Consider the following 18,733-nt stretch of genomic DNA (forward strand, 5'->3'; position numbering starts at 1 on the left):
TCGAGAGCGCACTTAAAAAGTGGCTGCAAACTAGGCATTTTTGGCTATATTTTTAATGCAGGAGCGATAACGCTCTTGTTTAAATTGCAGTTCAAATGACCAAATTCCAACTATAAGATTGAGGTAGTCGATTCATGACATTTGCTTTGGGGCAACGCTGGATAAGCGATACGGAGAGCGATTTAGGTTTAGGTACCGTTGTAGCAATGGACGCTCGAACAGTGACAGTAATGTTTGCAGCATCAGAAGAGAATCGTGTCTATGCACGCACTGATGCTCCCGTAACCCGAGTAACGTTTAATGTTGGCGATGTCATCGAATGCCAAGAAGGCTGGTCTCTATCTGTCGAAGAAGTTATCGAAGATAAAGGGCTACTGACTTATTTGGGCACTCGTGAAGACACTCAAGAGACAGAGGTGACTCTGCGTGAAATATTCTTAAGCAACCAGATCCGCTTTAACAAACCACAAGATAAGCTGTACGCAGGTCAAATCGACCGTATGGATAACTTCGTACTGCGTTACCGTGCGTTAAGCAATCAATACCAGCAACATAAGAGCCCGATGCGTGGCTTGTGTGGTATGCGCGCTGGTTTGATTCCTCATCAGTTGTACATTGCTCATGAAGTGGGTCGTCGTCACGCTCCGCGCGTTTTACTAGCTGATGAAGTGGGTCTAGGTAAAACCATTGAAGCAGGCATGATCATTCACCAACAGGTGTTGTCTGGCCGTGCTGAACGCATTCTGATTGTGGTCCCTGAAACTCTGCAACACCAATGGTTAGTAGAGATGATGCGCCGTTTCAACCTGCACTTCTCTATCTTTGACGAAGAGCGTTGTATTGAAGCCTTCGCGGAGTCAGATAACCCATTTGATACACAGCAATACGTTCTGTGTTCTTTAGATTTCCTACGTAAGAGCCGTAAGCGCTACGAGCAAGCACTTGAAGGTGAGTGGGATTTGTTGGTTGTCGATGAAGCGCACCACCTTGAGTGGAGCCAAGATAAACCGAGCCGCGAATACCAAGTGGTTGAAGGATTAGCTGAAAATACTTCTGGCGTACTGCTACTGACAGCAACCCCTGAACAGCTGGGTCGTGAGAGTCACTTTGCACGTCTGCGTCTGCTTGACCCTGATCGCTTTTACGATTACGAAGCTTTCGTTGAAGAAGAGGACCAATATGCCCCTGTTGCTGATGCAGTAACGGCATTGTTCTCTGGCGTGAAGCTTGAAAACAGCGCGAAGAACCAGATCACAGAGCTTCTGTCTGAGCAAGATGTTGAGCCTCTGTTCCGTGTTATTGAAGGTGATAGCAGCGAAGAAGAGCAAGCCTTAGCTCGCCAAGAACTTATTGATAACCTTATGGATCGCCATGGTACTGGCCGTGTTCTTTTCAGAAACACGCGTGCTGCAATCAAAGGCTTCCCTAAGCGTAATGTAAACCTACTGCCGATGGACATTCCAACGCAGTACACAACCTCGATGCGTGTATCGGGCATGATCGGTGGCAAGATGGCACCAGAAGCTCGAGCGATGAAGATGTTGTACCCAGAAGAGATCTTCCAAGAGTTTGAAGGTGAAGACTCAAGCTGGTGGCAGTTCGATTCACGTGTGAACTGGTTGATTGAAAAGATCCAAGACAAGCGCAGCGAAAAGATCCTAGTGATTGCGTCGCGTGCGAGTACCGCTCTGCAATTGGAACAAGCTCTGCGTGAGCGTGAAGGTGTGCGTGCAACCGTATTCCATGAAGGCATGTCGATTTTAGAGCGTGATAAAGCGGCGGCTTACTTTGCTCAAGAAGAGGGTGGCGCTCAGGTTCTTATCTGTAGCGAAATCGGCTCTGAAGGTCGTAACTTCCAGTTTGCTAACCAGTTAGTGATGTTCGATTTGCCATTCAACCCAGACTTGCTTGAGCAACGTATTGGTCGTTTGGACCGTATCGGTCAGCTGCGTGATATCGACATTCACGTTCCTTACCTAAAAGGCACATCGCAAGCGATTCTGGCGCGTTGGTTCGATGAAGGTCTGAACGCATTTGCAGAGACGTGCCCTACAGGTCGCACGGTTTACGACAAGTACTCTGATGTTCTTATTGAGATGTTGGCTTCTGGTAACACTGAGCAACTTGATGAAGTGATTGAAGAATCAGCCAAGCTAAACCAAAGCCTGAAATCGGATCTAGAGAAAGGCCGAGATCGCCTACTAGAAATGCACTCAAATGGCGGCGAAAAAGCGCATGAGATTGCAGAAAAGATCGCGTCGACTGACGGTGATACTAATCTAGTGTCTTTTGCACTGAGTCTGTTCGATACCATTGGTTTGAACCAAGACGATAAGGGTGAAAATGCGCTAGTTGTGACGCCATCTGAGCACATGATGGTTCCAAGCTACCCAGGCCTACCTTATGAAGGTGCAACCATCACGTTTGATCGTGAAACTGCGCTGTCTCGTGAAGACATGAACTTCATTAGCTGGGAACACCCAATGATTCAGGGCGGTATTGATCTGCTATTGAGCGAAGGTGTGGGTGCGTCTGCGGTATCGCTATTGAAAAACAAAGCGTTACCTGTTGGTACTATCCTGCTTGAGCTGGTTTACCTTGTTGATGCACAAGCGCCAAAGCGCAGCGGTATCAGCCAGTTCTTACCTAAGACGCCGATTCGTTTGATGATGGATGGTCGTGGTAACGATTTATCTGCTCAGGTTGAGTTCGATAGCTTTAACCGTCAGCTAAGCCCTGTGAACCGTCACTTGGCAAGCAAGTTGGTGAATTCAGTACAGGGTGAAATTCACAAGCTAATTGAAGCTGGTGAGACGCATGTACTGCCGAAGGTTGAAGAAGTTCGTCAGCAAGCCCAGAAAGATATGCAAACCAACTTGAACGGTGAGCTAGAGCGTCTACAAGCGCTTAAAGCGGTGAACCCTAACATTCGTGATGAAGAGCTAGAAGTTATCGAAGCTCAAATCAATGAACTGACCGGTTACATCAGTAAAGCTCAGGTTCAGCTGGATTCGTTACGCTTGATTGTGGTTTCTCACAACTAAGCCAGAACTAGAATATCGCTAGCTTGACGCTTTAACGAAATAAGGCCTTCATCACGAAGGCCTTATTTGTATCTGTAGCTTGGTTAACAGTTTAGTTCAGAGTTCGGTTAGCAGTTTGGCTAATAATTTGGAGAGCTGATTACATCAACCATTTCCACCAAACGAACAGAGCTAAGAAGCCAAATAGGTAAACCAGACCTGCTACAGACAACCATTTTAGCTTAGTGCCAATCGCAAGCGCTTTAGGTAGTTCTGCTTTGCTCACCAAAATGAAATTCAGTAATGCGAAGAAGGGGGTCGTGATAAAAGCGAGTATCATCGCGAAATCGAGCATTGGCATCAGTGCTGCGCTGAAAAACATCACGATTGCTAGCGCAGCGATAGATACGATGATTATCCACCCCTGTAGCATTCTTGGGCTGCTCTCTTTTTTAAGCAGTAGACGCTGTGATTCAGCAAGTACGCGTGAGTAGCCATCGATAACAGTAATGGTACTGCCAAAAATACAGAAGAAGGCGACGATTGCGATCAGTGGACGAGACCATTCACCAATTGTTGAGGCGTAAATACCGACCAACTGATGAGTGAAGCCAACGCCAGAGCGAGACAATTCAACTCCTGAGCCGTGAAGTACCAGAGCACCTAAAGCAACGAATACCAGTGCAAGCAGTGCCGTACCAATGTAGCCTACATTGAAATCGAACAGGGCAGATTGAGCGGTCACGTCTTGTTTCTCTTTTTGGCTTTTTAGCCACATAGAGGTGATGCTTGAGATCTCGATAGGCGCAGGCATCCAACCCATAGTCACCACGATAAATCCGATAGCAGCCAATGACCAAGGTGATGGTGGCACAAAAGCGGCATCAGGTTCGACTGGAGAGCCAATAGCAATCGCAACAGCGGCTAGAGTGGTGATGGTCAGGACAGCCATGATCGCTTTAGATAGCGTATCGAGAGCACGATAATGACCTGCAAAAAGAATGATCAAACAGGTCGCTAAAACGATCATGCACAAGGTGCTGGTGGCTAAATCAAAAGGAATAAAGTAGCTAAGTAGGCTTGCACTGAACAACAGCAAGGCTGCGGTATTGACCACGGCGGAAATGGCACTCAGTATCGAAAAGATAACAAGGTAAGGTCGGCCAAGGTTAGAGTATCCTTCCACCAAACTTTGTCCGGTGCCAAGGGTATATTGGATACCAGCTCTAAAGAATGGGTACTTAAATACGTTAACTAAAAGAATCAATGCGACTAGTTGCCAACCATAAATGGCGCCAGCTTTCGTTGAAGCGACTAAGTGAGAGCCACCAACAGCTGCTGCGGCCATCATAATACCTGGGCCAAGAGACTTAATTAAACTTGATAGGGGAGCTGAGGTTGGTGTTTTTTCTGTGGTGGCTTTAACCGTACTTTCCATCATTTTTCCTTTGATGCTGACTTCTTATAATCCGTTATCCTATCAATACCATGTTTTGTAAGATCGTCAACTTTTATGTACGGAAATGTTGAAAATTGTATTTATTAATAAACGAATCAACCGTAAATTATTTATTAACCAGTAATTAAGAGGCTTTAATGGCGTTAGAACAGTACACACCACCGCGTGAACCGTGGATTGATATTGTTTATCAAGATGACGATATTCTTGTGGTGAACAAGCCTGCAGGCCTGCTTTCGGTGCCAGGGAGATTGCCAGAGCATTACGACAGTATGTGGAGTCGGTTGGTTGTCGAATTTGCGGAGATTCAGGTGGTGCATCGACTGGACATGTCGACATCGGGCTTGATGCTGCTCGCTAAACACAAACAAGCTGAGCGTCATTTGAAGAAGCAATTTCAATATCGACTGACACACAAACTCTATTACGCCCGAGTATGGGGTTCAGTAGAAGAAGTAGAAGGTTTGATTGATCTGCCGCTCATTTGTGATTGGCCAAATCGACCAAGACAAAAGGTGTGCTTCGAGGATGGCAAGTCATCACAGACTCGCTATGTGGTGGAGCAGCAAGAGCCTCAAACGACATTATTGAAATTGCTGCCGATCACTGGTCGCTCTCATCAGTTGCGTGTTCATTGTATGGCGATAGGGGCTCCAATTGTTGGCGACGAGTTTTATGCCACGCCAGAGGCGTTTGAGTATAGCGATAGGTTAGCTTTGCACGCGTGCGAACTGAGTTTTTATCATCCGGCTAATAATCAGCTCTTCAAAGCCTTCGTGCCATGTAATTTTTATCCTCAAGCATTGCCACAAATAGAACAGCACTTTGAAATTGCGCCTGAGCTTCCAGACTACAGCAAGCTAAAAGCTTAGAATGGTTAAATCAATACCAATACAAGGACGTACAATGCGGAAGTTGAAAGTGGTCTTTCTTGACAGAGCCACCATCCCATCTCAAATTCATTTAAAACCTATCAGCTTTGAACATCAGTGGGTTGAGTATGATTTTACTTCGCCGGAGCAAGTGTCTGAACGAATTGAAGGCGCTGATGTGATTATTACCAATAAGGTGGTGCTCAACGAATCGAATTTAGCTCAAGCACAACAGCTTAAGCTAATAGCTGTTTCAGCTACAGGTGTGAACAATGTCGATGTTGGTTACTGTAAGAGTAACAACATCGCGGTGACAAACGTGCAAGGTTACGCGACTCAATCGGTACCTGAACATGTTATCGCGATGCTGTTTACGTTAAAGCGAAACCTCGTTGGTTATCATCAAGACATCGAAGCTGGCGAGTGGCAAAAGGATCAACAATTCTGCTTCTTTACTCATCCGATTCAAGATGTTGCAGGCAGTACATTAGGCTTAATCGGTAGTGGCAGTTTAGGGCAAGCGACTGCGATATTAGCAAAAGCGATTGGTATGAACGTAATCTTTGCTGAGCGTAAAGGGGCTGACTCTTGTCGAGAAGGGTATCTGCCTTTTGATACGGTGTTACAACAAGCAGATGCAATCAGCTTACATTGTCCATTGACCAAAGCGACTCGAGACCTGATTTCAGAGCGAGAGCTAGCAATGATGAAACCAAATGCGGTGTTAGTTAATGCTGGCCGCGGTGGACTCGTGGATGAACAAGCTTTAGTTGAAGCTTTGAAAAATCAAGAGATTGCGGGCGCGGGTATGGATGTGTTCACACAAGAACCGGCTGACAACTCGAATCCATTACTGGCTAACAGTCATTTGCCAAATTTACTGTTAACGCCACATGTGGCGTGGGGCAGTGATAGCTCAATTCAAAAGCTGTCTGATATCTTAATCGATAACATTGATGCCTTTGCTTCAGGTAAGCCGCAGAATCTCGTCAGTTAATTCACAGTAAGCGGTTATACGCTCAGCTTCAGACATAAAAAAGGTTGGCTTTGAGCCAACCTTTTTAGATGTTTTGTCTGTAGTTCGACTTAGCTTATCTGCCAGAAGCCAGAAGCCAGAAGCCAGAAGCCAGAAGCCAGAAGCGATTAGCCTTGAGGTTTGATGACCAATACATTGATTGGTGAATTCTGTACGACTTTACTCGCCACTGAACCCAGTACCACTTTGTCGATTTTCGAGCGCTTATGACTAGGCATCACAATCAGGTCTGCCCCAAGCTTTTCTGCGTAATCTAGAATCGTTGTGTAGGTTTTACCTTCTGCAACGTGAACCTTATAAACTACTTCATCGTCGATGTACTTGTCTGCAAACTCTTTCAGCTGATTTTTCACATCGAGCTTCATTTGGTTTGCTGCATCTTTCGGGAAGTAAGACGCAACCATCGACATGTGAATGCCCGGCAATACGTTCAAGATGTGGATTTCAGCATTACTGTGCTTTGCGTGCCATACCGCTAATTCAACAGCTTTGTCAGAAAAGCCTTTGTCGTTAAGATCAACAGGAACAAGGATTTGTTTATACATGTGTTTTTCTCTTTTTTATCAGCGCTTAGTCTTGACCAAGCGCTGTGATTATCCTTTCCATGTAATAAAGCCAAATAGAGTTGAGCACTACTTGGCTCTATCCATTACGCGCTAATCTCATCCTTACGAGCACGCCTTCTTTGGTTCATCGCTAAGCCAATTAGAATCAGTAGGGATGGTAAGAATACCCACTCTTTCATTGGTCTTTCTGCGTCTTGGATAACTGATTTAATTTCCCAATCAAAGTCAATGCCAGCCGCTTCTGCTGGGCTACCGAACTCAACCATGTCGACAATCATCTTGCCTTCAGATTTCGTCAGCATTAAGCCCATTGAAGCAATGCGGTCTTCACTTGTTGTCGCAGAATCTTCAAATGGAAGGCGAACCGTCTTCTCAGAATAGTCACCTTCTAAGTTTTCGCCACCCACTCTTAACTCAAGAGATTGTCCCACAGATAGACCTTCTGTGATTTGAGCGATCTCAACTCCAGGTGAAAGAACTTTCTCTGGATAAATCATGTCCCACCAGAAGCCAGGGCGGAAGAAAGAGAAAGTTAGAACCAATAATAGGATCGTTTCCCACCATTTGTTCTTGGTAAACCACCAACCTTGCGTTGCAGCGGCAAAGATAAGTACCGCAGTTACAGAAGAGAAAATAGTGAGGAATAGATGCCACCAAGAATCAATGCCCATCAACAGTAGTTGGGTATTGAAGATGAACATGAATGGCAAGATCGCAGTCCGGATATCGTAGGTAAAGCCTTGAATACCAGTACGGATCGGGTCTGATTTCGCAATCGCGGCGGCCGCAAAGGCTGCCAAGCCAACCGGAGGTGTATCATCGGCTAAGATACCGAAGTAGAACACGAATAAGTGAACTGCAATCAGAGGAATGATCAGGCCATGCGCCGCGCCTAAGGTAACAATTACCGGAGCCATCAGTGTTGATACAACGATGTAGTTCGCCGTTGTTGGTAAGCCCATACCTAGGATTAAGCTGATTACCGCAGTAAATAGCAGCATAAGGATGATGCTACCGCCTGAGATGAACTCAACGAAGTCCGTCATTACCAAGCCGATACCCGTGAGAGTCACCACGCCGACAACCGTACCCGCTGCAGCTGTCGCTACACCGATACCGATCATGTTGCGCGCGCCTGAAACCAAGCTCTCTAATAGATCAACGAAACCGGCTTTAGTTTGCTCTGCAAGATCGTCCGATTTGTTCATCAGAGTCATCAAAGGACGCTGTGTGATCAAAATGAAGATCATGAATACCGTTGCCCAGAAGGCAGAAAGACCTGGAGAGAATCGCTCTACAGTCAGACACCAAACAAGCACCACGATAGGCAGTAGGAAGTGCAGGCCAGACTTAATGGTTGGGCCTGGATCGGGTACTTCTGTTAGCTCGGCATCGATGTCCATGCCACCTTCAGCGGCATATTTTGCTGATACTCGAACCAAGGCTACATAAGAGATCAATAGAGCAACGGTAACAATAGGTGTCGCTGCATCGCCAAAGACATCTTTCGTCCAGCCGACACCGTAGTAAACCGCAGCACTGATGACACATAGCCCAAGAATGGTACCAGTGAAAGACAGTAGGCTTTGAACGATAGTTGGTGTGTGGCGACGAGGTAGGCCAGTCATACCAGCTTTACATGCTTCTAAGTGAACAATGTAAATCAGGGCGATGTAAGAGATAAGAGCAGGCAATAGCGCTGCTTTAATCACTTCTACATACGAGATACCCACATATTCAACCATCAAGAATGCAGCAGCACCCATGATTGGTGGAGTTAATTGACCATTGGTTGAAGCGGCAACTTCTACAGCACCGGCTTTTTCACCTGAGAATCCGACTCTTTTCATGAGAGGGATCGTGAAAGTACCCGTGGTTACAACGTTAGCGATAGATGAACCAGACACAAGACCGGATAGGCCAGATGCAACAACGGCTGCTTTCGCTGGGCCGCCTTTCATGTGGCCAAGTAAAGAGAACGCAACCTTGATGAAGTAAGCGCCTGCGCCTGCGCGTTCTAGCATTGCACCAAACAGTACAAACAAGAATACGAATGACGTAGAAACGCCAAGAGCAACACCGAATACACCTTCAGTTGTTAGCCACAGATGCGACATTGCCTTGTTCAGGCTTGCACCTTTATGGGCGATAACGTCTGGCATGTGTGGACCGCCAAAGGTGTAAAGTAGGAATACTGCAGCCACAACCATAAGAGGTGGACCTAAAGCGCGTCGTGTTGCTTCAAGCAGTAGAACCATACCAAATACAGCAGCAACAATATCGAATGTTGTTGGTGCGCCTGAACGTTCAGCGAGTTGAGTATAGAAAATATAGATATAAGAAGCTGAAAAGCTACCAACCAGCGCTAATATCCAGTCGACCGCAGGAATTCTATCCCGAGGCGAATTTTTCATTGCTGGGTAAGCGGTAAAGGCTAGGAAGATGGCAAACGTAAGATGAATTGCTCGAGCTTCAGTGTCGTTTAAAATTGCGAAGTTAAAAATGAACGGCAGCGGAGATGCATACCAAAGTTGGAACAGTGACCAACATAGAGGCACAAACCATAAAATACGGCCTTGGATACCGCGAGGGCTACGCGCACCAGTGTCTGATTGTGCCACCATTTCTTGCACATCTGGAGACGGTGATGTTGTCTGCGTCATGTACTTTATCCTTATTATTGATGGTCTGCCTTTCTTACGAACAACGAGACGTTATTTATTTCCTATCTAGTGTAGTGAATCGATAGGGAAATGCGTTTTTTGTTCGTCTTTGTCTTAGGCTTGATACGAAGGTAAGTTCGCCAAATTGGAGAAACTTAAAGGTTTGTCTCTTTTCACTTGGGTTATTTTTATAAAACGTGAAAAGCCAATAAGGAGGACATGCCTCCTTATTGGTAGAGCAGGCTTAAAGTAGAATTACTTTAGAAGGCCTACTTCTTTGTAGTATTTTACTGCGCCAGGGTGAAGAGGGATTGAGATACCCGCTTTAACCATGTCTTCTTTCTTCAGGTTCGCAAATGCTGGGTGCAGGCGTTTGAATGTAGCGAAGTTTTCAAATACCGCTTTAGCAACGTTGTATGCGACTTCATCAGAAACGTCAGACGTTGTTACCATAGTTGCTGCAACACCGAAGCTGTTTACGTCAGCATCTGTACCACGGTACATGCCAGCTGGAACTGTGCTGTATGCATAGTATGGGTTTTCAGCTACGATCTTGTCGATCTGTGGACCAGTTGCTGAAACCAATTTTGCATCACAAGAAGTCGTTGCTTCTTTGATTGATCCGTTCGGGTGACCAACCATGTAGATGAATGCATCAATCTTGTTGTCACAAAGAGCTTGTGAACGCTCAGAACCTTTAAGTTCAGAAGCAAGCTTGAAGCTATCGTTAGTCCAACCCATAGCGTCCATTACAACACCCATGGTTGCACGGTCACCAGAGCCTGGGTTCCCAATGTTTACACGCTTACCTGCTAGGTCAGACACATTGTTGATACCAGCATCGGTACGAGCGATGATGTTGAACGGTTCTGTATGTAGAGAGAACATAGCGCGAAGTTTTTTGTATTCGCCCTGATCTTTGAATTTACTTGTACCGTTGTAGCCGTGGTATTGCCAGTCCGATTGAACAACACCGAAATCTAGTTCACCAGCACGGATGGTGTTAACGTTGTAGATCGAACCACCAGTAGATTCTACAGAACAACGAATGTTGTGGTCTTTGCGGCCTTTGTTCACAAGCTTACAAATAGCACCACCAGTTGGGTAGTAAACACCCGTTACTGAACCTGTACCAATTGTGATGAACTCTTGAGCGTTAACTGCGCCAGCGCCCATTACAGCAGCTGCAATAGCCCCAACTTTAATAAGTTTGGTAAATGCCATGAATTTCCCTTCCTTTATTCATTATTAACCCTGAAACAAGTGTAGTCGTTTCTGGAGTTTCCTATTTGGAAACGGCACCTTTTTCAATCCATGTGATGAAAAAGTGGCTGAATAATATCAAAAATTGGCAGAAAATTACTCAAATGTTAAAAGATATAGCTAAAAAATCTAACAAATGACGGTTAGATCTTGTGTTTGATTTGCTACTGAGTTTTTTAAAATCAATGGTTTAGTGGTGTTTGAGGAGGGGGAGATAGATATTCTAGGATGTGATTTGGATCACGAAGCGAATCGGTGTTCGTGATCCATTAATCAGGTTTATGGTTATGAAACTGTGACCAATTATCCTGCGTATTCAAACAGTTCGCACACAGAATCAAACAATTGCTTCGTGGTAACTGACAAGGTTGGCGTGATGAAGATAGTATCATCGCCTGCAACGACACCTAGTATACCTTCCGACTTACCTAATGAGTCCAATAAACGAGCAATAAGCTGCGCCGCACCTGGGCCGGTGTGTATCACCACCAATGCATTGTTGTGGTCGATATCTAATACTAATTCTCTCAGAGAGCTAGAAACTGTCGGAACACCAAGTTCAGCAGGAAGACAGTAAACCATCTCCATTTTTGCATTACGAGTTCGAACTGCACCAAACTTAGTTAACATACGCGAAACTTTAGATTGGTTGATACTTTCAAAACCTTCATGTTTGAGGGCATCGACAATCTCGCCTTGCGAACCAAAACGTTCTTCTTTTAGTAATGATTTAAAAGCACGAACTAAGTTGTCTTGTTTTTCTGTATTGCGCATATGTCATTCTTATTCATTAACAAAGATGTTTGCATATTCTCGCATACATATTCAATTTTAGCTAAAATATCACGGCAATTTGTTAGTCATATCACTGTAAAAATTTAATAGAATAATGTGTTATTAGTGTCGACTTATTTTGTTATTTCAGTCGATTATCGCCATAATGCGAACTTGCTGTGTAGCACGGTTTTATTGACTTGCGCGAAGTCGCAAAGCTGGCGTTAATTGATTGTAATCACTTTGTGATTAATATATTTTTTTAACGATAATTTAGCTCAAGAACTACCCTACCAAGAATTTATAAGAGAAAGCTCTCAAGGAGAATAACAATGAAAGTAGCTGTTATTGGTGCCGCTGGTGGCATCGGTCAAGCCCTAGCCCTACTACTAAAGAACCGCCTGCCTGCTGGTTCAGATCTTGCACTTTACGACATCGCTCCGGTAACTCCGGGTGTTGCTGCCGATCTTAGCCATATCCCAACACCTGTTTCGATCAAAGGTTACGCGGGTGAAGATCCAACACCAGCACTAGAAGGTGCGGATGTTGTGCTTATTTCTGCGGGTGTTGCTCGTAAGCCTGGTATGGATCGTGCGGATCTTTTCAATGTGAACGCTGGCATTGTTAAGTCTCTTGCAGAGAAAATCGCAGTTACTTGTCCTACTGCTTGTGTTGGTATCATCACTAACCCAGTAAATACAACAGTACCAATCGCTGCTGAAGTACTTAAGAAAGCGGGCGTTTACGACAAGCGTCGTTTATTCGGTATTACTACTCTTGATGTTATTCGTTCTGAAACGTTTGTTGCTGAGCTGAAAGATAAAGATCCAAGCAACATCCGTGTTCCTGTTATCGGCGGTCACTCAGGTGTAACGATCCTTCCTCTACTTTCTCAAGTTGAAGGCGTAGAGTTTACTGATGAAGAAATCGCAGCGCTAACAACTCGTATCCAAAATGCGGGTACTGAAGTAGTAGAAGCTAAAGCTGGCGGCGGCAGTGCAACACTATCGATGGGTCAAGCGGCTTGTCGCTTCGGTCTTGCTCTAGTGAAAGCGCTTCAAGGCGAAGAGAACGTAATTGAATGTGCATACGTTGAAGGTGAAGGCGAGCACGCACCGTTCTTTGCACAGCCAGTTAAGCTAGGCAAAGAGGGCGCAGAAGCGATTCTTAGCTACGGTGAACTGAGCGACTTCGAACGTAATGCTTTAGATAGCATGCTTGAAACGCTAAATGGCGATATTGAGATCGGTGTTGAATTCGCTAAATAAGCGGGACACCATTTAACTCAGCCAAAAGATAGTTAATAAGAGCCGATCATTATGATCGGCTTTTTTGATCCTAAAATTCAAGTTGCTCGTATCTGTCTATATAACCAAGGTCGAGGTAAAGTTTATGGCTACTGTTGAAAAGGGTATGAATGTCCACTATTTGGGGCGCTTAGGAAAAATATTGGTCATTGATGAGCAAGAGCAGTACGCCTTGGTAGAGACTTACAATGGGCATGAGCAATACGCAGTGCCAATGGAAGAACTTGAAGAAATTGAAGTACAACTGCCGCTGTCATTAGAAGCGAGCCGATATTGAATTTGATTCTCTTACAAATATTTGTTCAAAACTAAAAAAGAGCCCTGAGGCCCTTTTTTGTTATTTATATAGAAGCTAGAAGCGAGTTGTCTATTAACCTGCTTACTTGCTACGTTTAACAGCTAAGTGTGCGAGCGTGGTTAGCGCTTGCTTATATTCTGAATCAGGAAGTACAGAAAGCTCAGCAATCGCTTTATCTGCTTCTTCATAGGCTTTATTTGTTGTGTACTCTAACGAGCCTGTCTCTTTCATCACAGCCATAATGTCGTCGAGACGCTCCATACCATTGGCTTTTTCAATCGCTTCTCGAATCATACTGGTTTGTTCAGGAGAACCATTATGCATTGCGTAAAGTAGAGGCAGTGTTGGTTTGCCTTCTGCAAGATCGTCACCAACGTTCTTACCCATCTCTTTACCATCAGCAGTGTAATCCATCACATCATCAATCAATTGGAATGCAGTGCCTAGGTATTTACCGTAGTTTTGCATAGCCGTTTCGATTTCAGGTGATGATTCGCTAAGAATTGCACCGATTTGCGTTGCAGCTTCAAACAAGCGAGCGGTCTTCGAGTAGATGACCTGCATGTAACTTTCTTCTGTGGTGTCTGGGTTATTACAGTTCATTAATTGTTGAACTTCACCCTCGGCAATCACGTTAACTGCTTCACTCATTAACTCAAGGATCTTTAAGGATCCTAGCGTTGTCATCATCTGGAACGAGCGAGTGTAGATAAAGTCACCCACCAAAACGCTAGCGGCATTACCAAAAGCTGCGTTGGCTGTCGCTTTACCGCGTCTCATGTCCGACTCGTCGACGACATCATCATGGAGAAGGGTTGCGGTGTGAATAAACTCGATAAAAGCTGCAGAGGTGATATGAGCTTCACCTTGATAACCAAGTGCACGAGCAGATAAAAGAGCAAGCAAAGGACGTAGGCGTTTGCCACCACCGCTAACGATATAAAAACCAAGCTGGTTGATTAAACTTACGTCAGAATTAAGTTGGGCTTGAATTGTTTCATTCACTTTTGCCATATCATTGGCAGTAAGCGTTTGGATAGCTTTAAAATCCATTGTTCATCCGGCTGAAGTTAGACCCTGTAAGGCTTATACGTTGTATATAATTGTTGAATAATACACTAAAAAACGTTGATTAATACATCACTTAAAGGCATCATTGCCGCACTTTTCTTTGGCGAACATGTTTTCGCCAATATTTTAAAAATATGGCTTGTCATAGCGGCATGATTCCCGTAGAATCTGCGCCCTATTGATTAGTTTAGCGCACACCCGAGTTGTAGAATTAACAACCATAGGCTGTGCGGAAAAAGCGGAGTAAAATATGTACGCTGTTTTCCAATCTGGTGGCAAACAACACCGAGTAAGCGAAGGTCAAACACTTCGTTTAGAGAAATTAGACGTTGAAACTGGTGCAACTGTAGAATTTGATAAAGTTCTTCTTGTTGCTAACGGCGAAGAAATCGCTGTTGGTGCACCTCTTGTTGAAGGTGGCAAAGTTACTGCAGAAGTAGTACAACACGGTCGTGGCGATAAAGTAAAAATCGTTAAGTTCCGTCGTCGTAAGCACTCGCGTAAGCAAGCTGGTCACCGTCAGTGGTTCACAGAAGTGAAAATCACTGGCATTAACGCTTAAGTATTAGGAGAGTTTAACAATGGCACATAAAAAAGCTGGCGGTTCTACTAATAACGGCCGCGATTCAGAAAGCAAACGTCTTGGTGTTAAGCGTTTTGGTGGTGAATCTGTTCTTGCAGGTAACATCATCGTTCGTCAACGTGGTACTAAGTTCCACGCTGGCACAAACGTTGGCATCGGTAAAGACCATACTCTTTTCGCTCTTACTGAAGGTAAAGTGAAATTTGCAGTAAAAGGTCCTAAAAACCGTAAGTTTGTAAGCATCGAAGCTGAGTAATTTAATCTTTTATTAGATTATTTATACTAGCTTTCAAGCTGAATTCAAAAGCCCTGCCGATTCGGCAGGGTTTTTTATTTATAGCGAGAATAAAAAAGTAGACGCTCTTGTTTTGGTTTTGATAAGCCGTTCTATTTTTGAGAAACAGTTTGGTTTTATTAAGAAGCCGTTTGTTTTTTAAGATACAGAAAGCAAAGAACCTCTCCTTATTTGTTCCTTGGTTGCAGATCGATCTAGATCTTAGGTGATCGATCTAAACACGGATCTGCTAGAATTTATATCACTCCTTGATGAGTGGTAACGCAACGTAAGTGCGGAGTTAAAAAATGAAATTCGTTGATGAAGCATCAGTAAAAATAGAAGCCGGTGATGGCGGTAATGGTACAGTAAGCTTTTGGCGCGAAAAATTCGTCGCTAAAGGTGGTCCTGACGGCGGTGATGGCGGTGATGGCGGTGATGTTTACATTCAAGCGGATGAAAACTTAAACACACTGATCGATTACCGTTTCCAACGTTTTTACAATGCTGAGCGTGGCGAAAATGGCCGCGGTGGTAACTGTACTGGTAAACGTGGTAAAGATATGACGATGAAAGTACCGGTAGGTACTCGCGCTGTTGATATCCACACGAATGAAATCGTTGCTGAAGTTGCTGAGCATGGCAAGAAAGTTATGGTTGGTAAAGGTGGTTGGCACGGTCTTGGTAACACGCGCTTTAAGTCGTCTGTTAACCGTGCTCCTCGTCAAAAGACAATGGGTACTAAAGGTGAAGTTCGCGAACTGCGTTTAGAGCTTCTTCTGCTAGCGGATGTTGGTATGCTTGGTTTGCCAAACGCTGGTAAATCTACGTTTATTCGCTCAGTATCTGCTGCGAAACCAAAAGTGGCTGATTACCCGTTTACGACGCTAATCCCTAGCTTAGGTGTGGTAAGTGTTGTCCCTGAGAAGAGTTTCGTAGTTGCCGATATCCCTGGCTTGATCGAAGGCGCAGCTGATGGCGCTGGTCTTGGTATTCGTTTCTTGAAGCACCTTGAGCGTTGTCGCGTTCTTCTGCATATGATCGATATTTTGCCGATCGATGGTTCTGATCCTATTCAGAATGCACTGACGATCATCGATGAGCTTGAGCAATACAGTGAGAAAGTTGCACAGAAACCTCGTTGGTTAGTGTTCAATAAAGTTGACCTAATGCCTGAAGAAGAAGCGGACGAAAAGATTCAAGAAATCGTTGAAGCTTTGGGTTGGGAAGGCGAGTACTTCAAGATCTCTGCTGTAAACAAGATCGGTACCAAAGATCTTTGCTTTAAACTGGGTGAGTTCATGGAGAACCTACCTCGTGAAGTTGAAGCAATTGAAGAAGAAGAAAAAGTTAACTTTATGTGGGATGACTACCATAAAGATGCAATGGCCGGTAAGAATGTCGTTACTGAAGATGACGACGACTGGGATGATTGGGATGACGAAGAAGATGACGGTCATGTTATCTATGTTCGTGATTAATAATCCTCGTAGTTTCTTATAAGCACTTTGGTCGCTTTTTCTAAGATACGCTGATAGTTTTATTAAACCGCAATGAAAATTGCGGTTTTTTTGTATCTAAATCATGACGTCTTGCTGTTTTTTATGCAAAATTTATCTTTAGATAATTAACGCCTATGGGAAGGAAATCATGGCATCAAAACAAAGAGCGATCTCAAGGTTAGTCGCTCAATCAGGACAAATGTTATTAGCTCATGGCGCCGAGAGCACATTGGTCGGTGACATTATGCGCCGCATCGGTATTGCTTGTGGGGTGAATGAGGTTGAAGTTGCACTGTCAGCCAATGCGTTGGTTGTGACAACAGTAATGGATGATCATTGCATAACGACGACTCGAAGTTGCGCTGATCGTGGCATTAATATGCAGGTGATAACCGAGATTCAACGCGTGTGTATCATGATGGAGAAAGGGATTCTAGATTATGATTTAGCTTATAATAAGATCCAAGGGATCAGTCCTGAACGCTACAACCGTTGGTTAGTTGTCGTAATGATAGGGCTATCGTGTGCTTCTTTTAGCCGTCTTGCTGGCGGAGATTGGCATGTCTTTATGATGACGTTTATAGCTTCGGCTTGCGGTATGATTGTGAGACAAGAGATCGGTCATCGTCATTTCAATCCGTTATTAAATTTTGCTATTACCGCTTTTGTCACCACCACCATTTCAGCTCAGGCGGTGCTCTACAATATTGGAGGTCAACCCACCATCGTGATGGCTTCTTCAGTATTGATGTTAGTGCCTGGTTTTCCTTTGATTAACTCTGTAGCAGATATGCTTAAAGGCCACATTAATATGGGGTTAGCGCGTTTTACTATGGCCAGTCTATTAACTCTAGCGACAAGCTTAGGTATTGTCGCAGCGATGAGCCTATCTGACGTATGGGGGTGGGTGAACTGATGACTATTTTTGAACTTTTTGTTGGGTTACTCAACGACATGTTTTTTGCTGCGATTCCTGCGGTTGGTTTTGCATTGGTGTTTAACGTACCGCAACGAGCATTAATTTATTGTGCGCTGGGAGGTTCCATTGGTCACGGTAGCCGTTATTTGATGATGCACTTTGGTATTCCTATTGAATGGGCGACGTTCTTTGCTGCTACATTGGTAGGCATGATAGGGGTGCATTGGTCGCATAAATTGTTAGCACACCCGAAAGTATTTACGGTTGCAGCCTTGATTCCGATGGTCCCTGGCGTGTTTGCCTTTAAGGCGATGATTGCCATGGTTGAGATTAACCGAGCCGGATACAACCCAGAACTATTGGCATTGTTGATGGAGAACTTTTTGAAATCGATGTTCATTATCGCAGGGCTTGCGGTTGGCTTAGCAGTGCCTGGGCTGTTATTCTACCGTCGTAGACCTATCGTCTAGCTTCAACTTCATTTTCAAGTAAGGACAGGACTTTCGATTTATGATCATCAGCATGATAGCGGCAATGGCGAACAACCGTGTAATTGGTAAAGACAATCAGATGCCTTGGCATTTACCTGCAGATTTCGCATGGTTTAAACGTTCAACTATGGGCAAACCTGTCGTTATGGGGCGTAAAACTTACGATTCAATTGGTCGCCCTTTGCCGGGGAGGCTGAACGTTGTAATCAGCCGCGACGAGAGTTTAGAAATCGAAGGCGTAACGACGGTAACTTCGATTGAAAAAGCACTAGAGCTGGTAAGTGATGTTGATGAAGTGATGATCATCGGTGGTGGTTCAATCTATGAAACCTGCTTACCAAGAGCGAACAAGTTATACCTGACTTATATCGATTTTGATGTGGATGGTGATACTCAATTCCCAGACTGGGGAGAAGGTTGGAAGCAGAGCTTTAATGATACTTATCAAGCGGATGAGAAAAACAAGCACGATATGGAGTTTGTGGTTCTCGAGCGTTAACGGTGGTTATTAAGAGTTAGGCTCTGAAAATGCTTGCGTTACTGTGCACAGCTAGCGCAAGCTTCTCGTATCTCGTATCTCGTATCTCGTATCTCGTATCTCGTATCTCGTATCTCGTATCTCGTATCTCGTG

17 protein-coding genes are annotated in these 18,733 nt (G+C 44.5%); 11 read left to right on the forward strand and 6 right to left on the reverse strand.

Translation table 11 applies throughout. The features are described from left to right. The first annotated feature begins 134 nt into the window (after positions 1-134). A complete protein-coding gene (gene rapA, locus AC3CID_RS01720; RefSeq protein ID WP_017086997.1) occupies positions 135-3,044 on the forward strand; it encodes an RNA polymerase-associated protein RapA in 2,910 nt (969 codons plus the stop codon). A 139-nt stretch (positions 3,045-3,183) separates the two neighbouring features. Here the strand turns inward: rapA and AC3CID_RS01725 are convergent, their stop codons facing one another. Beyond that, positions 3,184-4,461, reverse strand: a complete 1,278-nt coding sequence (locus AC3CID_RS01725; RefSeq protein WP_488526875.1) for an NRAMP family divalent metal transporter — start codon at positions 4,459-4,461, stop codon at positions 3,184-3,186. Positions 4,462-4,619: 158 nt separating this feature from the next. Here AC3CID_RS01725 and rluA point away from each other — a divergent pair, with 158 nt between their 5' ends. Beyond that, complete coding sequence (gene rluA / locus AC3CID_RS01730; protein WP_237300563.1) at positions 4,620-5,354, forward strand: bifunctional tRNA pseudouridine(32) synthase/23S rRNA pseudouridine(746) synthase RluA; 735 nt, start codon at positions 4,620-4,622, stop codon at positions 5,352-5,354. Between the two features lie 34 nt (positions 5,355-5,388). Continuing rightward, a complete protein-coding gene (locus tag AC3CID_RS01735) occupies positions 5,389-6,351 on the forward strand; it encodes a D-2-hydroxyacid dehydrogenase (RefSeq protein ID WP_488526876.1) in 963 nt (320 codons plus the stop codon). 146 nt (positions 6,352-6,497) lie between these two features. Here the strand turns inward: AC3CID_RS01735 and AC3CID_RS01740 are convergent, their stop codons facing one another. The 4 genes from AC3CID_RS01740 to argR all read right to left on the reverse strand — a co-directional run bounded on the left by AC3CID_RS01740 (position 6,498) and on the right by argR (position 11,656). Beyond that, positions 6,498-6,935, reverse strand: coding sequence for a universal stress protein (locus AC3CID_RS01740; protein WP_004735912.1), 438 nt, complete (start codon positions 6,933-6,935; stop codon positions 6,498-6,500). A 104-nt stretch (positions 6,936-7,039) separates the two neighbouring features. Beyond that, complete coding sequence (locus AC3CID_RS01745) at positions 7,040-9,619, reverse strand: TRAP transporter permease (protein WP_017078820.1); 2,580 nt, start codon at positions 9,617-9,619, stop codon at positions 7,040-7,042. Between the two features lie 255 nt (positions 9,620-9,874). Next, complete coding sequence (locus AC3CID_RS01750; protein WP_017078819.1) at positions 9,875-10,843, reverse strand: TAXI family TRAP transporter solute-binding subunit; 969 nt, start codon at positions 10,841-10,843, stop codon at positions 9,875-9,877. 342 nt (positions 10,844-11,185) lie between these two features. Continuing rightward, a complete protein-coding gene (argR, locus tag AC3CID_RS01755) occupies positions 11,186-11,656 on the reverse strand; it encodes a transcriptional regulator ArgR (protein ID WP_004735909.1) in 471 nt (156 codons plus the stop codon). A 332-nt stretch (positions 11,657-11,988) separates the two neighbouring features. Here argR and mdh point away from each other — a divergent pair, with 332 nt between their 5' ends. Further along, positions 11,989-12,924: a malate dehydrogenase gene (mdh, locus tag AC3CID_RS01760; protein WP_102487784.1), complete on the forward strand. Its 936-nt coding sequence runs from the start codon at positions 11,989-11,991 to the stop codon at positions 12,922-12,924. A 124-nt stretch (positions 12,925-13,048) separates the two neighbouring features. Further along, complete coding sequence (locus AC3CID_RS01765) at positions 13,049-13,240, forward strand: hypothetical protein (protein ID WP_054547893.1); 192 nt, start codon at positions 13,049-13,051, stop codon at positions 13,238-13,240. Between the two features lie 102 nt (positions 13,241-13,342). On the opposite strand, the gene ispB is transcribed toward AC3CID_RS01765, so the two are convergent. After that, positions 13,343-14,314: an octaprenyl diphosphate synthase gene (ispB, locus tag AC3CID_RS01770; RefSeq protein WP_004735906.1), complete on the reverse strand. Its 972-nt coding sequence runs from the start codon at positions 14,312-14,314 to the stop codon at positions 13,343-13,345. Between the two features lie 268 nt (positions 14,315-14,582). Between ispB and rplU the strand changes: the two genes are divergently transcribed. The 6 genes from rplU (at position 14,583) to folA (ending at position 18,600) form a co-directional block, all read left to right on the forward strand. Then, on the forward strand, positions 14,583-14,894 hold the full coding sequence (gene rplU / locus AC3CID_RS01775) for a 50S ribosomal protein L21 (protein WP_004740823.1): 312 nt from the start codon (positions 14,583-14,585) through the stop codon (positions 14,892-14,894). 19 nt (positions 14,895-14,913) lie between these two features. Further along, on the forward strand, positions 14,914-15,171 hold the full coding sequence (gene rpmA / locus AC3CID_RS01780; protein WP_004735905.1) for a 50S ribosomal protein L27: 258 nt from the start codon (positions 14,914-14,916) through the stop codon (positions 15,169-15,171). A 326-nt stretch (positions 15,172-15,497) separates the two neighbouring features. After that, on the forward strand, positions 15,498-16,670 hold the full coding sequence (gene cgtA, locus AC3CID_RS01785; protein ID WP_009847831.1) for an Obg family GTPase CgtA: 1,173 nt from the start codon (positions 15,498-15,500) through the stop codon (positions 16,668-16,670). A 169-nt stretch (positions 16,671-16,839) separates the two neighbouring features. Then, complete coding sequence (locus tag AC3CID_RS01790) at positions 16,840-17,607, forward strand: threonine/serine exporter family protein (RefSeq protein ID WP_114632943.1); 768 nt, start codon at positions 16,840-16,842, stop codon at positions 17,605-17,607. Further along, positions 17,607-18,080, forward strand: a complete 474-nt coding sequence (locus tag AC3CID_RS01795; protein ID WP_009847830.1) for a threonine/serine exporter family protein — start codon at positions 17,607-17,609, stop codon at positions 18,078-18,080. The genes AC3CID_RS01790 and AC3CID_RS01795 overlap by 1 nt, the downstream gene beginning before the upstream one ends. A 40-nt stretch (positions 18,081-18,120) precedes the next feature. Then, on the forward strand, positions 18,121-18,600 hold the full coding sequence (gene folA, locus AC3CID_RS01800) for a type 3 dihydrofolate reductase (RefSeq protein ID WP_065207181.1): 480 nt from the start codon (positions 18,121-18,123) through the stop codon (positions 18,598-18,600). The last annotated feature ends 133 nt before the right edge of the window (positions 18,601-18,733 follow it).

The sequence above is a fragment of the Vibrio sp. QJM3NY_21 genome (assembly GCF_057785975.1).

Bases quoted from the DNA above. Each gene is read 5' to 3' on its own strand.
- rapA (WP_017086997.1), top strand. From the start codon at position 135: ATGACATTTGCTTTGGGGCAACGCTGGATAAGCGATACGGAGAGCGAT.
- AC3CID_RS01725 (WP_488526875.1), bottom strand. From the start codon at position 4,461: ATGGAAAGTACGGTTAAAGCCACCACAGAAAAAACACCAACCTCAGCT.
- rluA (WP_237300563.1), top strand. From the start codon at position 4,620: ATGGCGTTAGAACAGTACACACCACCGCGTGAACCGTGGATTGATATT.
- AC3CID_RS01735 (WP_488526876.1), top strand. From the start codon at position 5,389: ATGCGGAAGTTGAAAGTGGTCTTTCTTGACAGAGCCACCATCCCATCT.
- AC3CID_RS01740 (WP_004735912.1), bottom strand. From the start codon at position 6,935: ATGTATAAACAAATCCTTGTTCCTGTTGATCTTAACGACAAAGGCTTT.
- AC3CID_RS01745 (WP_017078820.1), bottom strand. From the start codon at position 9,619: ATGACGCAGACAACATCACCGTCTCCAGATGTGCAAGAAATGGTGGCA.
- AC3CID_RS01750 (WP_017078819.1), bottom strand. From the start codon at position 10,843: ATGGCATTTACCAAACTTATTAAAGTTGGGGCTATTGCAGCTGCTGTA.
- argR (WP_004735909.1), bottom strand. From the start codon at position 11,656: ATGCGCAATACAGAAAAACAAGACAACTTAGTTCGTGCTTTTAAATCA.
- mdh (WP_102487784.1), top strand. From the start codon at position 11,989: ATGAAAGTAGCTGTTATTGGTGCCGCTGGTGGCATCGGTCAAGCCCTA.
- AC3CID_RS01765 (WP_054547893.1), top strand. From the start codon at position 13,049: ATGGCTACTGTTGAAAAGGGTATGAATGTCCACTATTTGGGGCGCTTA.
- ispB (WP_004735906.1), bottom strand. From the start codon at position 14,314: ATGGATTTTAAAGCTATCCAAACGCTTACTGCCAATGATATGGCAAAA.
- rplU (WP_004740823.1), top strand. From the start codon at position 14,583: ATGTACGCTGTTTTCCAATCTGGTGGCAAACAACACCGAGTAAGCGAA.
- rpmA (WP_004735905.1), top strand. From the start codon at position 14,914: ATGGCACATAAAAAAGCTGGCGGTTCTACTAATAACGGCCGCGATTCA.
- cgtA (WP_009847831.1), top strand. From the start codon at position 15,498: ATGAAATTCGTTGATGAAGCATCAGTAAAAATAGAAGCCGGTGATGGC.
- AC3CID_RS01790 (WP_114632943.1), top strand. From the start codon at position 16,840: ATGGCATCAAAACAAAGAGCGATCTCAAGGTTAGTCGCTCAATCAGGA.
- AC3CID_RS01795 (WP_009847830.1), top strand. From the start codon at position 17,607: ATGACTATTTTTGAACTTTTTGTTGGGTTACTCAACGACATGTTTTTT.
- folA (WP_065207181.1), top strand. From the start codon at position 18,121: ATGATCATCAGCATGATAGCGGCAATGGCGAACAACCGTGTAATTGGT.